Below are 13,077 nucleotides of genomic sequence, written 5' to 3' on the forward strand. Positions count from 1 at the left end.
TCTAGCTAGTCTTTTCGTCACCCCTCTGATAATCCCATCTAAGCACCTCCGGCGAACGTGAGGCTCCATCGATAGCTTGTTCCGCACCTGTCCTCAATTCGCAACCGGATCATCATCGTTTCGTCATTTGCCACGACTAGAGTCGCCCTCATGAGATCGATCTCATCGATCGTGCATGAGGTAACGAATGGCAGATTTACTTAGCGTGGCGAAATTGGCAGGGGTTTCCCGCGCCACCGCGGCACGAGCCTTTTCTAGCCCCGAACTGGTGCGTCCCGAGACGCGCCACAAGGTGCTTGAGGCGGCCCACCGGCTCGCCTTCCGGCCCAACAATGTGGCCCGTCAGCTGCGTGCCCAGACCACAAAGATGATCGGCGTCATGGTGCCGAGCCTCGACAACCCGGTGTTTGCCGAGCAACTACAGGCCATGGAGGTCGCAGCCCGCGCCTCCGGCTACTCACTGATCGTCACCACCAGCGAATACGATGCCAGCCGCGAGAGCGAAATCGTCGAGGAAATGTTGCGCCAGCGCGTCGACGGTTTGGTACTCACCATAGCCGACGCGGATCGCAGCGAGGTACTCGCCAAGCTGCACAGGGAGGTTTGCCCCTACCTGCTGGTCTACAACCAACCGGAGGCGGCAGACATTCCGACCATCGGAGTGGACAACCGCGCTGCCGTGGCCGAGGCCACCCGGCACCTCATCGCTCTGGGCCACCACCGCATCGGCATGGTGGCAGGTTCGCTGCTGCAGTCGGATCGCGCCCGGTTGCGCTACGAGGGTTACCGCCAGGCCATGTGCGATCACGGACTCACGCCACGGCCGCTGATCGAGATGCCCCGGCATACCCAGGCCGAGTTGGCCTGCCTCGAACCCGAGCTCTCAGGCCACGACGGCCTGACCGCGGTGATCTGCACCAATGACCTGCTCGCCATCAGCCTGATCGGCGAACTGCAGCGCTCCGGACGCTCGGTACCGGGTGATCTCTCGGTGATGGGCTTCGATGGCATCAACCTTGGCCATTGCCTCTACCCCTCACTAAGTACCGTGGAACAACCCCGCGTAGAGATCGGCCGCTCAGCGGTGCAGATCCTGCTGGCCATGATTCGGGGAGAGACTCCCCAACCGCTTCCCCTTCCCCATGCGCTGCGTGAGGGCGAAAGCGTCGGAGCGCCTCCGACATCCCGGCAAGTCCTCGTCACTCGCAACCCCCAGAGGAATACACCATGAGTTTCCCGCGTCTTCGTCAGGCCCTGCTGGCCTCCGCGCTGCTTGGCGCCAGTACGCTCGTCACCGCTCAGGCCAACGACACTGCTATCTGCTACAACTGCCCGCCGGAGTGGGCGGATTGGGGCTCCCAGCTGCGCCTTATCGAGCAGGAGACCGGCATCCACGTTCCCCAGGACAACAAGAATTCCGGCCAATCGCTGGCTCAGCTGGTGGCCGAGAGCGCGAGCCCCGTGGCGGATGTCGTCTACTACGGCGTGACCTTCGGCATCCAGGCCATGGAGGCCGACGTAGTCGCCCCCTATGAGCCCGCCCACTGGGACGAGATTCCTGATGGTCTAAAGGATCCCGAGGGTCACTGGTTCGCCATCCATTCCGGCACACTGGGCTTCATGGTCAACGTAGACGCCTTGGATGGTGCACCAGTGCCCACCTCCTGGGATGACCTGCTAAAACCCGAGTATCGCGGCATGATCGGCTATCTCGACCCCTCCAGTGCCTTCGTCGGCTATGTCGGCGCCGTAGCAGTCAACCTCGCCAAGGGTGGCGATCTCGATGATTTCTCTCCCGCCATCGACTACTTCAACGCGCTGGCCGACAACGCGCCCATCGTACCCAAGCAGACCAGCTATGCCCGAGTGCTTTCCGGCGAGATCCCGATCCTGCTGGATTACGACTTCAACGCCTATCGCGCCCGCCACAAGGATGGGGCCAACGTCGAGTTCGTCATCCCTGAAGAGGGCAGCGTGGTGGTGCCCTATGTGATGAGTCTGGTGAAGGATGGTCCCAACGCCGACAACGGACGCCAGGTGCTGGACTTCGTACTCTCGGATCAGGGCCAGGCGGTGTGGGCCAACGCCTACCTGCGCCCGGTGCGCGAGAGCGCCATTTCCGAGGAAGCGCGCGAGGTGTTTCTTCCCGCCAGCGACTACGCCCGCGCCAGGACGGTGGACTATCACGACATGGCCGAGGCCCAGCGCGAGTTCTCCGATCGGTACCTGTCCGAGGTGCGTTGATCATGACGACGGTTTCACAGTGGCGGCTCCGGGCAGGAGCCGCTTCATCCTCGGCCAAGGCGGCGGCAGGTCCGGCCGGCACGCGACGTCAACAGCGTCTGGCCCTGCTGGCACTGGCACCAGCGCTGACCATGTTCTGCGCCTTCTGGCTGTTGCCCTTTGCCCGCCTGGTGCTAATGGGGGCCGAGATCGACCGTGGCAGTGGCATCAGTGCCTACTTGGCCATCCTGACCCATCGCCAGTACCTGATCAGCCTGGCCGCCACGCTGGGCGTCTCCCTCGTGGTCTCGATAACCGCCGTGGGGATTGCCGGCCTGGCGGGCTTCTTCCTGGCTCGGCACTGCTTCCCGGGAAAGGCGGCGTTGGTCGCCATCCTGACCTTCCCGCTGGCTTTTCCGGGTGTGGTCGTGGGATTTCTGGTAATCATGCTGGGCGGCCGACAAGGCATCCTGGCACAGCTTAGCCAGTGGCTATTCGACGAGCGCTGGATATTCGCCTACTCCCTCACAGGGCTGTTCGTCGGTTACCTCTACTTCTCCATACCACGGGTGATCACCACGGTGATGGCGGCCTGCGAAACGCTCGACCGCAGCCTGGAAGAAGCAGCCCGCTCACTTGGTGCCGACACGTGGCGGGTCACCCGCGACGTGATAGTCCCCGGCATCGCCCCAGCGCTACTCTCTACCGGGGCGATCTGTTTCGCCACCAGCATGGGTGCCTTTGGTACAGCCTTCACCCTGGGCACCCGGATGAGCATTCTGCCGCTCAATATCTACGGTGAATTCACCAACTACGCCAACTTCGCCATGGCCGCCGCCCTCTCAGTGGTGCTGGGGCTCATCACCTGGCTGGCCTTGAGCATAGCCCGCAAGCTGGCCGGCAGTAGCCTGGGAGCTCCAGCATGACGACTCGCATTCGCTTCCTCTTGCAGCTGGGTTTCACCCTGCTGGTGTGTCTGTTCATGATCGTGCCGGTAGTGATGTCCGCACTGGCCGGGCTCACCGAGAACTATTTCGTCGGTCTGAAAAGTGGCCTGACGTTGCGCTGGGTCAATGATGTCTGGCAGCTCTACGCCGACACCATCTGGCTGTCGATTCGGCTGGCCCTGGCCTGCCTTACCGTCACCGTGCTGCTCGGGGTGCCTGCTGCCTACGGCCTGCTGCGCAGCCGACGGCGTTGGGCCAACGCCATCGAGGAAGCCTTGCTACTACCGGTGGCTGTACCCGGGCTGGCCACGGCACTGGCGCTGCTTCTGGCCTATGGCCACTACCGCGAGTTCCGCGACAGCTGGCTGTTCATCCTGGTCGGCCACGTGCTGTTCACGTTGCCGTTCATGATCCGTCCGGTGCTTTCGGTGATGCGCACCGCTCGGCTACCGCAGTTGGAAGAAGCCGCTGCCAGCCTGGGTGCAGGCTTCTGGCGACGCTTCCTCACCGTGGTAGTGCCCAACTGTATGAGTGGCATCCTGGCCGGCGCGCTAATGGTGGTCACCCTGTCGATCGGTGAATTCAACATCACCTGGATGCTGCATACCCCGCTGACCAAAACACTGCCCGTGGGACTCGCCGATAGCTACGCCTCCATGCGCCTGGAGATCGGCTCGGCCTACACCCTGATCTTCCTGGTGATGATCGTGCCCCTGCTGGTCGCCATCCAGTGGGCGGGACGCCTCACCGTCCAACACCACTGACACCTTTTCATTGCGAATAGCCAACGAGACCGTCATGACCTCATCCGTCAGCATTACCCTGGAGCGCTGCGGACGTACCTTCGCCAACGGCCACACCGCCCTGCACCCCCTCGATCTGAGCATCGCCGCCGGCGAGACCCTGGTACTGCTCGGCCCCTCCGGGTGCGGCAAGACCACCACCCTACGCATCATCAGCGGCCTGGAATCCCCCGACGCCGGAGGACGCGTACGCTTCGGCGAGCGTGATGTCACCCAACGGCCCATCGAGAAGCGCGACGTGGGCATGGTGTTCCAGAACTATGCACTGTTTCCCAACATGAGCGTCGCCGACAACATCGCCTACGGGCTGAAGATCCAGCGCCTGCCGGCCACCGAGATACGCCAGCGTGTGGACGAAGTCATGGCCATGGTCGATCTGCAAGGCTTTGGCGAGCGTCGTATCGACGCTCTTTCCGGCGGGCAGAAACAGCGTGTGGCGCTGGCCAGGGCCATCGCTGTACGCCCCAAGGTGCTGCTATTCGACGAGCCCTTGGCCGCCCTGGATGCCAAGCTGCGCGATCGGCTGCGCATCGAGATCGGCCAGCTACTGCGTGAACTGAACATCACCGCCGTCTATGTCACCCACGATCAGGCCGAGGCCATGGCCCTGGGCGACCGTATCGCCGTTATGCAGGCGGGGCGCATCGCCCAACTCGGCACGCCCCAGGAAATCTATCACCGCCCGTCCAGTGCCTTCGTCGCTGACTTCATCGGCGCCGTCAATCGACTGGAGGTGATCGGCTCTCGCCCCCAGGGACGACTTGTGGTTCACGGCGGCGAGTTGCACGGCCCGCACCTCTCGGGGCTACCTAGCATCTACTGCCGGCCCGAGGATATCCAGATAGTGGAAACGAACGTTGCCGCCATCCAGGGCTGCGTGATCCAGAGCGTCTTCCTAGGACAAACCCAGCGCCTGATGGTGGATACCGGCAGCAGCACACCGCTGCAGGTCGACGCACCCTCACGCGAGCACTGGCGAGTCGGCGAGGTCATCGGCCTGACAATACCGCCCGAGGTGCTGTTCCATCCCGAGCAGTGCAACTCACAGCGAGATGTACAGGAGGTTGCCCATGGCTGAGCACTGCCTGATCGCCCAGATCAGCGACCCCCATATCAAGGCAGGGGGACGCCTCTCTTACCGCCAAGTGGACACCGCCGGAGCACTTCGCCAAGCGATCCACAAACTCAACCACCTGACACCACGCCCGGACCTACTGCTGATCAGCGGTGACCTGGTGGATTTCGGCCAATCCCAAGAATACGTCACCCTTCGGGAAATCCTGGCTGACCTCAGGCTGCCGGTCTATCTGATCCCGGGAAACCACGATGATCGCGACAAACTGCGCACCACCTTTCCGGATCATTCCTATCTCTTCCAGCACCCCCGCTTCGTGCAATGGGTAGTGGACGACTATCCGGTGCGGCTGATCGGGCTCGACTCCATGCTACCCGGGCACCCTCATGGCACCCTGTGCCTGGAACGCCTGCGCTGGCTCGACGAGACATTGCTCCAGCAGCCGGCACGCCCCACCCTGGTCATGCTGCATCACCACCCTTTCGTCAGCGGCATCGGGCATATGGATCGCCAGCGTCTGCGAAATGCCGATGCCCTGGCGAAGGTCATCGGCCAGCACCCCCAGGTGGAACGGGTGCTATGCGGCCACCTGCATCGCGGCATCCAGGCTCGCTTTGCCAATACGCTGGCGATCAGTTGCCCTGGCGCCTCCCACCAGGTCAGCCTGGATCTCACCTCCGAAGGCCCCTCAAGCTTTCATCTTGAACCCCCCGGGTATCTACTGCACCACTGGACACCCTCCATCGGCATGGTGACCCACCAGGGCTTCATCGTGGAATACCCTGGTCCCTTCCCGTTCTATGACGACAGTGGGCTGATCGACTGAGGAGAGAAGAGCTGGCGCATGCTATCATCCAGCGTCGTACCCATTCAGGAGCCCCCATGCCGACCTTGTGGATCGATGCCGACGCCTGCCCTCGCGTGGCACGGGACATCATCGTGCGTGCCGCCGAGCGCACCAACACAACGACCTGGTTCGTCGCCAATCATCAAGTGCCACTGCCGGCCTCGCGTTGGGTGAAATCGTTGGCCGTCGCCAGCGGTTTCGATGCCGCCGATCATGAGATCGTCGCGCGTCTGGAAAAGGGCGACCTGTTGATCACCTCGGACCTGCCTTTGGCCATGGAAGCGCTCGACAAGGGCGCAGCCGTGATGACAACCCGCGGCGAATCACTCGACCACAACAATATCCGCGCGCGGGTGCAAATGAGGGATTTCATGGAGACGCTACGCGCTAGCGGCGAGCACACCGGCGGCCCCAAGGGCTATTCGGACAGCGACCGGCGCGAATTCGCCAATGCCCTGGACCGCTGGCTGGCCAAGAATGCCTAAGAACCATGAGGCTAGCATGGCCGTGGGAGCCCAGCTTGCTGGGCGATAGCGGAGGCCGTATGGGCGCCTGACGGCGCCATTCGCGCAGAAAATCTGCGCTCCCACGGAATAATTCCATTCCGGTGAACGCCCCACCTCTTCCTTCTTTCCTTCTTTCCTTCTTTCCTTCTTTCCTTCTTTCCTTCTTCCCTCTTACTTCTCACGGACTCCCTTCCCCCGCAACCGCTCACGATCATGTGGCCGGTCGAAATCCAGCAGCGGCCCCTTGGGCACGATGCGCGTGGGGTTGATGGTGTCGTGACTGTAATAGTAGTGGCGCTGGATATGTTCCAGGTTCACCGTCTCCGCCACCCCAGGCCACTGGTAGAGTTCGCGCAGGTAATTCGACAGGTTGGGATAGTCCTCGATGCGCTTGAGGTTGCACTTGAAGTGGCCGTAGTAAACCGCGTCGAAACGTATCAGGGTGGTGAACAGGCGGATATCGGCCTCGGTCAACCACTCGCCGGCCAGGTAGCGTGACTCGCCCAGACGCCTCTCGATGCGCTCCAGCGCTTCGAACAATGCTGTGACATGTTTGTCGTACACAGCCTGCTCGGTGGCGAACCCCGCCTTGTAGACGCCGTTGTTGATGTGCTCGTAGACATCGGCATTGACCGCGTCGATGGTCTTGCGCAGATCCTCGGGGTAGAAATCCAGGCGGTTGCCAGTGAGTGCGTCGAAAGCTGAATTGAACATCCGAACCAATTCGGCGGACTCGTTGTTGACGATGCGACGCTGCTCTTTGTCCCACAGTGCCGGCACCGTGACACGACCGGTATAGTGCGGGTCGGTGAGGGTATAGAGTTGATGGTGAAACTCCACACCACTGATGGGGTCGCCGCTGGAGCCCTGTTCGCGGTTGTAGGTCCAGCCCTGATCGAGCATCAGCGGACTGACATAGGACATGCTGATCAGTCCCTCTAGCCCCTTGAGCTTGCGCAGTATCAAAGTGCGATGCGCCCAAGGACAGGCCAGGGAGACATAGAGATGGTAGCGCCCGGCCTCGGCGGGCAACCCCGGCTGTCCAGTCGGTCCCGGGCCGCCATCGGCAGTCACCCAGTCACGCAACTTGGCGGATTCGCGCACGAACTCACCGCCATGTCTCTTGGTGTCGTACCACTGATCGTGCCACTTGCCATCGATCAACAGGCCCATGGTCATCTCCTGAACGGTTTGGAATCACTGCCTCTAGCCTAAACCGATTCAATCGATGCTCAAGCGCATGTTTTCCGCCCTATCATTCGACAAAATCGAATCATTGTGCTCCGAACAGCAAGCCAGTACAGCCGCCTTCAGCGCATCGGCCATGGCGCGCGTCGCTGGCCCGGCACAGTCCCGGTCGCGATGAATGAGTTGCATGGGCACCTCACGGGTACCGCCCACCGACAGCGGCAGGGGGACCAACGAGCCGTCGTTGAGCAGGTCGCGAATGCGGGTTTCCGGCACCCAGGCAAACCCCAGGCCGCGCGCCAGCATGTCGATTGAGGTGTCGAGGTGACTGACCGTCCAACGCTGTTCGGCCTTGAGCCAACCGGCATCCATCGACTGACGCAGGGCCGAGTCACGGACCACCAATTGGCGATGCTGCTCGAGGTCGCGCAGGTCGAGTTCGCGACCCAAGCGATGCAATGGATGTGACGGATGTGCCACGGCGATGAAGTTCACGGTCACTAATGGCTCGCCGAGGAAGCCTTGCGCCGCGAGCCCTGAAACCACCATATCGGCACGAGCATCGTAGAGCATCTCGATGCCGCCATTGAGCACGGTTTCATGCAACTGCACTCGCACGTAGGGATAGGCGGCGGAGAAGTCTTCCAAGGCATGGGCCAAGGCATCGGGAGGGAAGATCTGATCCACGGCCAGTATTACTTCGGCCTCGAGCCCTTCGGCCAGGCGCTCCGCCACATCTTCCAAGGCTTCGGCATTTTCGAGAAGTTGCCGTGCCCGGCGCAGCAGCATCTCCCCTGCCTCGGTAAGGCGCACTTGACGCCCCACTGGTTCCAGTACCTGGATGCCCAGTTGCTCCTCGAGCTTATGAACGGCGTGGTTCAAGGTCGATGGGCTCTTGTGAATCGCTTCGGCGGCGCGTGCGAAGCCGCCATGGTCGATGACGGCGGCCAGCATCTGCCACTGGGCCAGGGTGACACGCGACATTTCGATTTCCTCGAATCGTTAAAGGCAAATTATGCGCTTAATTTTCGAAAAACATGACCTAAAATGCCAGTCAGACTGGTTCACCAAGAGGATATCTCCATGCCGACCTCTTCCTCACGCCGAGTTGAACGCCTGCTCAAAAGCCATCCCAGCCAGGATGGCGACGGGGTCAAGATTCGCCGCATCCACGACTTCGGTGGCGGCCTCGACCCTTTCCTGATGCTCGACGAGTTGGGCTCCGATCAACCGGACGACTATATCGGTGGCTTCCCACCGCATCCTCATCGGGGCATTCAGACCCTGACCTACGTGATCCATGGCGGCCTGACCCATGAGGATCACATGGGGCATACCAGCACTATCGGTGCCGGCGATGCCCAATGGATGCACACCGGCCGTGGCATCATTCACTCCGAGATGCCCTTGACCGACAGTCAGGGCCTGCACGCCTTTCAGTTATGGCTGAACCTGGCCGCCAAGGACAAGCTCAGCCCGGCGACCTATCGCGATGTGCGTGCCCACGAAATGTCCACGCTCGTGGCCGAAGGTGCACGGCTGGTAGCCTTGGGCGGTGACTGGCAACTCCAGGATGGTACTGCGATCAGTGGTCCATTGGATGCGCTGGCCGGACACGGTGCAGTGGCACACGTCACGCTGGAAGAAAGGGGAACTCTGGATCTGGTCAATGCCGCCCCGACATTGCTGCTCTATGTCTTCGCCGGCGAGTTGACGGTCTCGGATCAACATATCGGTCGGGGGCAGCTCGCCAAACTGAGCGCGGGCGATGAACTACAGCTTTCTAGTGCGCCGGGCGCTCAAGCGCTGATCCTCGCGGGCACCCCCCACCAGGAGCCCATCGCGCACTATGGTCCTTTCGTCATGAACACGCATGCCGAGTTGGAACAGACGCTGGCCGAGTATCGTGATGGCACCTTGACAGGTTAGAAATCGGCCATGCCTTGATCAAAAATTAGCCACTTCCAAAGCGAAAAACAGACGCCGGAAAGTCCCTCTTTTTTTCACTCTGCACGGACTCGAGACCACAGAGACTCTGCGGTCTCGAGCCGCCTCTTCGTTACTGTATCTACATACAGACTAGGCAGGTCTTGCGTCATGGGTTAAGGTTCGTCTGCCTTTTTATATCCATCTAACACGTACGGCCTTTATCATGTTGCGAATTCTTCATTCGCTGCCCCGCACGCACAAATTGTTACTTTTACCGGTCGCCACCATGGTCACCGTGCTGGGCACACAAAAGATTTTCAGCGCTTTCGATGGCAATGCGAGTGACAGCAACTCTGCTATCACTTCCATCCCCGTCGAACTCGACACTTCTTCTTCCAGCGACTCGAAACTGGTAGTCAGCAATTCTCTCGCTACCGAGTCAGTCCCGTTGGCATCGAACACGCGAGACGCTACTCGTCAACATGTACCGATCCGTGAACTAGCCGTCAAGGAAGTCATGGATATCGATTTCGTTTCTCCCGCAGCGGCTAAAGGGGAGGAGGAAGAAGTCCGCGACATCATGATGCCGGCAAGTTCAGAACCTCATATTGCCACTGCCGACTCATCGCAGACCGAAGCGTCTCCCCACATCGATAGCGATGTCCTGCACCTGGCCATGACCTTGCCTCGGTATTCCGCATCGGGAGACCAGGAAAACCAAGAGCAAGAAGAGTCCTCAGGCGGCACTTCCTACGAAGACCCGCTTGTGTTGTTCGACGATGAAAATGTCTTCCTCGATGAGGAGATCATCGCTCAGCAGACTTATACACCCGAGTGGCAAACCTACACCATTCAACGAGGCGACACTTTCGCCGTTCTGGCCGAACGCAATCTGGGTCTGGGCTATAGCGAGGTCATGCGTCTTCTCGAAAGTCTCCCCGAAAAGCAAGTGCTGACGCGACTGCGGGTCGGACACAGCTTCGAATACCAGCTCGATGAAAATGACCAGTTATTAGCGCTACGCGTGATGAAGAACGCCCGTAGTGGCTACCTGATCGAACGCGACGTCGAGCAGGGTTTCGACATCGCGAGTATCGAAAAATCGGGTGAAGCGACCCAACGCCTGTTTGCCGGTACCGTCAGTGGCAGCTTCGGTCGCTCAGCCGAGGCAACCGGCCTGTCGGCCGCCGAGGTTGCTCAACTCAGCAGCCTCCTCTCGAAAAAACTCGATTTTCGCCGCGACACCCGTCGCGGCGATCGTTTCCAAGTACTGGTCGAGCATGACGTCATCGATGGGCAGAATCTCGATCCCCGCATTCTCGCCGTCCAGTACGAGGGGGCGAGAATGGACTTGACCGTGGTTCGCAACAGCGCCGACAACCGTTTCTATACTCCGGAAGGCAATAGTCTCGACCCCGCCTTCGCTCGCTATCCCTTCAACGGTAATTACCGGCTCAGTTCGTCGTTCAACCTTCAGCGCAAGCACCCGGTTACCGGTCGTATCAGCCCACATTACGGCACTGATTTCGCCATGCCCAGGGGCACTCCCGTTACCGCTCCAGCCGATGGGCGCGTGGAAAAAGTGGGCAGCCACCCGCTCGCGGGGCGCTTCGTCGTAATACGCCACGATAACGGCTACCGCACCCGTTATCTCCACCTCTCAAGGCCATTGGTCAATCGTGGTGACCGCGTGACCATGGGCGAACGCATCGCTCTTTCCGGCAACACCGGTCGCAGCACAGGCCCTCACCTGCACTATGAAGTGATGGTCAGCAGCAAGCGGGTAGACCCCATGCGCGTCGACCTGCCGGAAAACCAGAGCCTCGAAGGCGACGCCTTGGCCGCCTTCCAGCAAGAGTCCGAGCCCTTACTGGCCGCACTTGAAAGCGGCGAAACCGGCACCGTGGTGGCCAGTACCGGCAACCGCGATCCGCACCCCCACGACGGCATCTGATTACCGTTATCCATCGCCGTTACCAACACGCCAACGCCCCGCATGTTTGCGGGGCGTTGGCGTGTCGAATCCAATATATCGCGACAATGCCCCCCAGCAGAGTCACTCCATATCGGCAGTCGCTATCGGCACGGTTTGCTGGGCGGGCGATAGAATCAGACTCGCCACATAGTAGGTCATGGCCCCCAGGGCGGAGCCGGTGAACCAGCCGTAATCATAGAACCACGCCATGGTGCCGGTTGTCAGTGCCACCAGCGTCAGAAGCACGGGAACACCGAAGGCAATGAAACCCGCCGCGTTGATCGCCGGATAGGCTTTGTTGTCCTGATAGAGACTCGGCACATCCAGGGATTGACGCTTGATCAGGAAATAATCCACCGCCATGATCCCGGCGATCGGCCCCAGCAGGCTCGAATAACCCAGCAACCAGTTGGAGTAGAGGCTTTCCAGGGTCACGCCCGAGGTGATCACACCGGCCTTCTGCAGCAAGTCATAACCCATCAGCAACACGCCCACCAGGCCGGTGATCAGCACGCCGCGGGGATGGTCGACCAGCTTCGGCGCCACATTCTGGAAATCGTTGGTCGGCGAGACGATATTCGCCGCCGTATTGGTGGACAGGGTGGCGATGATGATCAGAATCATCGCGACACCGACCCAGAAGGGATTGTCGATCATGCCGATCAGGTTGACCGGGTCGGCGATGGTGCGGCCGACCAGCGATGCCGACGCGGCCGTCATCACCACCCCCAGGGCGGCGAAGAAGAACATGGTCAGCGGCAAACCGATAATCTGACCGACGATCTGATCCTTCTGGCTCTTGGCGAAACGGCTGAAGTCGGGAATGTTCAGTGACAGCGTGGCCCAGAACCCGACCATGGCGGTCAGCCCGGCAAAGAAGTAACCGTAGACCGGCGCCCCTTCCGGGCGCGACGGCGGCTGTGCCAGCAGCTCGGTCATCGACATGTGCGGCCATGCCCAGAACATCAGCCCGACGCCGACCGCCAGCAACAAGGGAGCCGCCAGGGTTTCCAGCCACTTGATCGACTCGGCACCGCGAATCACCACATACAGATTCATAGCGCCGAAGACGAAGAAACCGATCACTTCACCGACACCGCCCAATGCTTGCCAAGGCGGAAAGATTGCCGACAGCAGCAGATGGATCGCCAAGCCACCGAACATGGTCTGGATACCGAACCAACCACAGCCGACCAGCGCCCGGATCAGGCACGGTACATTGGAGCCAAGAATCCCGAACGAAGAGCGTAATACCACCGGAAAGGGAATACCGAATTTGGTACCGGGGAAAGCATTCAGCGTCAGCGGAATCAGCACGATAACATTGGCCAACAAAATGGCCAGCAATGCTTCTCCCACACTCAACCCAAAATAGGCCGTGAGCACGCCGCCCAGCGTATAGGTCGGCACGCAGATCGACATCCCCACCCACAGCGCGGCAATGTTCCAGCGTGACCAGGTCCGCTCACTCGCCTTGGTTGGTGCGATATCGGTATTGAAACGCGGGCTGTCACGGACGTCGTCACCCTCATCGAGCTCTATCAAGCCCTGCCTATCCAACATTCGAGATGACTTGACGGTCAT

The 13,077-nt window shown here is 60.8% G+C and carries 13 protein-coding genes; 9 read left to right on the forward strand and 4 right to left on the reverse strand.

What is annotated here, in order from left to right; translation table 11 throughout:
* Positions 1 to 187: 187 nt before the first annotated feature.
* Genes IE093_RS15545 through IE093_RS15575 form a run of 7 tightly spaced genes read left to right on the forward strand, consistent with a single transcriptional unit; the run spans position 188 to position 6,380 of the window.
* Positions 188 to 1,231: a LacI family DNA-binding transcriptional regulator gene (locus IE093_RS15545; RefSeq protein ID WP_189470758.1), complete on the forward strand. Its 1,044-nt coding sequence runs from the start codon at positions 188 to 190 to the stop codon at positions 1,229 to 1,231.
* Positions 1,228 to 2,244: an ABC transporter substrate-binding protein gene (locus IE093_RS15550; protein WP_189470760.1), complete on the forward strand. Its 1,017-nt coding sequence runs from the start codon at positions 1,228 to 1,230 to the stop codon at positions 2,242 to 2,244. Before IE093_RS15545 ends, IE093_RS15550 begins: the two co-directional genes overlap by 4 nt.
* 2 nt (positions 2,245 to 2,246) lie before the next feature.
* Positions 2,247 to 3,149, forward strand: a complete 903-nt coding sequence (locus IE093_RS15555; protein WP_189470761.1) for an ABC transporter permease — start codon at positions 2,247 to 2,249, stop codon at positions 3,147 to 3,149.
* The gene (locus tag IE093_RS15560; RefSeq protein ID WP_189470763.1) at positions 3,146 to 3,934 is read left to right on the forward strand and encodes an ABC transporter permease; all 789 of its coding nucleotides are present in this window, start codon (positions 3,146 to 3,148) and stop codon (positions 3,932 to 3,934) included. Before IE093_RS15555 ends, IE093_RS15560 begins: the two co-directional genes overlap by 4 nt.
* Positions 3,935 to 3,968: 34 nt before the next feature.
* Positions 3,969 to 5,051, forward strand: a complete 1,083-nt coding sequence (locus IE093_RS15565; protein ID WP_189470765.1) for an ABC transporter ATP-binding protein — start codon at positions 3,969 to 3,971, stop codon at positions 5,049 to 5,051.
* A complete protein-coding gene (locus IE093_RS15570; RefSeq protein ID WP_189470767.1) occupies positions 5,044 to 5,874 on the forward strand; it encodes a phosphodiesterase in 831 nt (276 codons plus the stop codon). The genes IE093_RS15565 and IE093_RS15570 overlap by 8 nt, the downstream gene beginning before the upstream one ends.
* 56 nt (positions 5,875 to 5,930) lie before the next feature.
* Complete coding sequence (locus tag IE093_RS15575; protein ID WP_189470769.1) at positions 5,931 to 6,380, forward strand: YaiI/YqxD family protein; 450 nt, start codon at positions 5,931 to 5,933, stop codon at positions 6,378 to 6,380.
* 192 nt (positions 6,381 to 6,572) lie between these two features.
* Here the strand turns inward: IE093_RS15575 and IE093_RS15580 are convergent, their stop codons facing one another.
* Together IE093_RS15580 and IE093_RS15585 are read right to left on the reverse strand one after the other, a co-directional pair.
* Positions 6,573 to 7,574 carry a glutathione S-transferase family protein gene (locus IE093_RS15580; RefSeq protein WP_189470770.1) on the reverse strand — a complete coding sequence of 334 codons (1,002 nt, stop codon included), beginning with the start codon at positions 7,572 to 7,574 and terminating at the stop codon, positions 6,573 to 6,575.
* 48 nt (positions 7,575 to 7,622) lie between these two features.
* The gene (locus tag IE093_RS15585) at positions 7,623 to 8,573 is read right to left on the reverse strand and encodes a LysR family transcriptional regulator (protein ID WP_189470772.1); all 951 of its coding nucleotides are present in this window, start codon (positions 8,571 to 8,573) and stop codon (positions 7,623 to 7,625) included.
* Between the two features lie 99 nt (positions 8,574 to 8,672).
* On the opposite strand from IE093_RS15585, the gene IE093_RS15590 reads away from it, so the two are divergent.
* A complete protein-coding gene (locus IE093_RS15590) occupies positions 8,673 to 9,518 on the forward strand; it encodes a pirin family protein (protein ID WP_189470774.1) in 846 nt (281 codons plus the stop codon).
* 237 nt (positions 9,519 to 9,755) lie between these two features.
* Here the strand turns inward: IE093_RS15590 and IE093_RS22495 are convergent, their stop codons facing one another.
* On the reverse strand, positions 9,756 to 9,980 hold the full coding sequence (locus IE093_RS22495; RefSeq protein ID WP_229803635.1) for a hypothetical protein: 225 nt from the start codon (positions 9,978 to 9,980) through the stop codon (positions 9,756 to 9,758).
* Between the two features lie 55 nt (positions 9,981 to 10,035).
* Here IE093_RS22495 and IE093_RS15595 point away from each other — a divergent pair, with 55 nt between their 5' ends.
* Positions 10,036 to 11,472 (forward strand): peptidoglycan DD-metalloendopeptidase family protein, encoded by a 1,437-nt coding sequence (locus IE093_RS15595; RefSeq protein WP_229803636.1) that lies wholly within the window; start codon positions 10,036 to 10,038, stop codon positions 11,470 to 11,472.
* A 102-nt stretch (positions 11,473 to 11,574) separates the two neighbouring features.
* Here IE093_RS15595 and IE093_RS15600 read toward each other — a convergent pair whose 3' ends face one another.
* The gene (locus IE093_RS15600; RefSeq protein WP_189470778.1) at positions 11,575 to 13,077 is read right to left on the reverse strand and encodes an NCS1 family nucleobase:cation symporter-1; all 1,503 of its coding nucleotides are present in this window, start codon (positions 13,075 to 13,077) and stop codon (positions 11,575 to 11,577) included.

The sequence above is a fragment of the Litchfieldella qijiaojingensis genome, from assembly GCF_014651875.1.
GTDB classification, from domain to species: Bacteria; Pseudomonadota; Gammaproteobacteria; order Pseudomonadales; family Halomonadaceae; genus Litchfieldella; species Litchfieldella qijiaojingensis.

Bases quoted from the DNA above. Each gene is read 5' to 3' on its own strand.
- IE093_RS15575 (WP_189470769.1), top strand. From the start codon at position 5,931: ATGCCGACCTTGTGGATCGATGCCGACGCCTGCCCTCGCGTGGCACGG.
- IE093_RS15570 (WP_189470767.1), top strand. From the start codon at position 5,044: ATGGCTGAGCACTGCCTGATCGCCCAGATCAGCGACCCCCATATCAAG.
- IE093_RS15550 (WP_189470760.1), top strand. From the start codon at position 1,228: ATGAGTTTCCCGCGTCTTCGTCAGGCCCTGCTGGCCTCCGCGCTGCTT.
- IE093_RS15590 (WP_189470774.1), top strand. From the start codon at position 8,673: ATGCCGACCTCTTCCTCACGCCGAGTTGAACGCCTGCTCAAAAGCCAT.
- IE093_RS15565 (WP_189470765.1), top strand. From the start codon at position 3,969: ATGACCTCATCCGTCAGCATTACCCTGGAGCGCTGCGGACGTACCTTC.
- IE093_RS15600 (WP_189470778.1), bottom strand. From the start codon at position 13,077: ATGACCGTCAAGTCATCTCGAATGTTGGATAGGCAGGGCTTGATAGAG.
- IE093_RS15585 (WP_189470772.1), bottom strand. From the start codon at position 8,573: ATGTCGCGTGTCACCCTGGCCCAGTGGCAGATGCTGGCCGCCGTCATC.
- IE093_RS15560 (WP_189470763.1), top strand. From the start codon at position 3,146: ATGACGACTCGCATTCGCTTCCTCTTGCAGCTGGGTTTCACCCTGCTG.
- IE093_RS15555 (WP_189470761.1), top strand. From the start codon at position 2,247: ATGACGACGGTTTCACAGTGGCGGCTCCGGGCAGGAGCCGCTTCATCC.
- IE093_RS15580 (WP_189470770.1), bottom strand. From the start codon at position 7,574: ATGGGCCTGTTGATCGATGGCAAGTGGCACGATCAGTGGTACGACACC.
- IE093_RS15545 (WP_189470758.1), top strand. From the start codon at position 188: ATGGCAGATTTACTTAGCGTGGCGAAATTGGCAGGGGTTTCCCGCGCC.
- IE093_RS15595 (WP_229803636.1), top strand. From the start codon at position 10,036: ATGGATATCGATTTCGTTTCTCCCGCAGCGGCTAAAGGGGAGGAGGAA.